Annotated in this window: 1 protein-coding gene; it reads right to left on the bottom strand. The window is 72.0% G+C overall.

Features of this window, described 5'->3' with window-relative positions; all coding sequences use genetic code 11:
- A partial coding sequence (locus G3N99_RS41030; protein WP_206125287.1) for an MFS transporter occupies positions 1-842 on the bottom strand: 842 nt, incomplete at both ends.

Raw genomic sequence — 842 nt, 5'->3', positions numbered from 1 at the left:
TGCCGAGCACGGCGATGCCGAGCGTCGCGCCGGTCATTCGCGCGACATTGACGAGCGCGCTCGCGGTGCCCGACCGCGCGGCGTCGACCGCGCCGACCGCGACGGTCATCAACGGGCCCGTCGCGATCCCCATGCCGAGCCCCGTCAACGCGAGCCCGAATTCGGCGCCGAGCAGGCTCGACGAACTGGCTGACGTGCCGATCATCGCGAGTCCGCTCGCGATTAGCGCGACGCCGCCGGATGTGGCCGCACGCGAGCCGATACGCTCGGACAGCGGCCCCGACCACGGCGACACGACGACGAACACGAGCGCCATCGGCAGCAGCGCGAGGCCCGCGCCGGTCGAATCGAGGCGGCCGGTGCCTTGCCAGTAGAGCGGCAGCAGGAACAGCACGCCGTACATCCCGAACGTCATGCCCGAGGTGGCGGCGATCGCGCCGCGAAACGCACCGACCTGGAAGAGTTCGAGCGGCACGAGCGCGGCCGCGCCATGACGCCGTTCGATCGACACGAATGCGGCGAGCGCGGCGATCGCGACGCAGCCCGCGAGTGCGCATGCGGCCGGCGAATCGTGGAACACGATCGCCGCATACGCAAGCGCGCCGAGTGCGAGCGCGCCCGTGACCTGTGCGCCGACGTCGACATGCCGGCCGCGCGGATCGGACGATTCGGGCACTGCCGACATCGCGAGCAGCATCGCGGCGACGCTCAGCGGCACGACGACGAAGAAGATGCTGCGCCAGCCGAAGTGCCGGATCAGTACGCCGCCGAGCGTCGGGCCGATCGCCATCGCCACGCCGTTGCACGCGGCCCAGATGCCGAGCGCGCGGCCGCGCTCGACC

Source organism: Burkholderia sp. Ac-20392 (assembly GCF_017104585.1).
GTDB classification, from domain to species: domain Bacteria; phylum Pseudomonadota; class Gammaproteobacteria; order Burkholderiales; family Burkholderiaceae; genus Burkholderia; species Burkholderia lata.
This window is presented reverse-complemented; position numbering and strand designations above follow the sequence as displayed.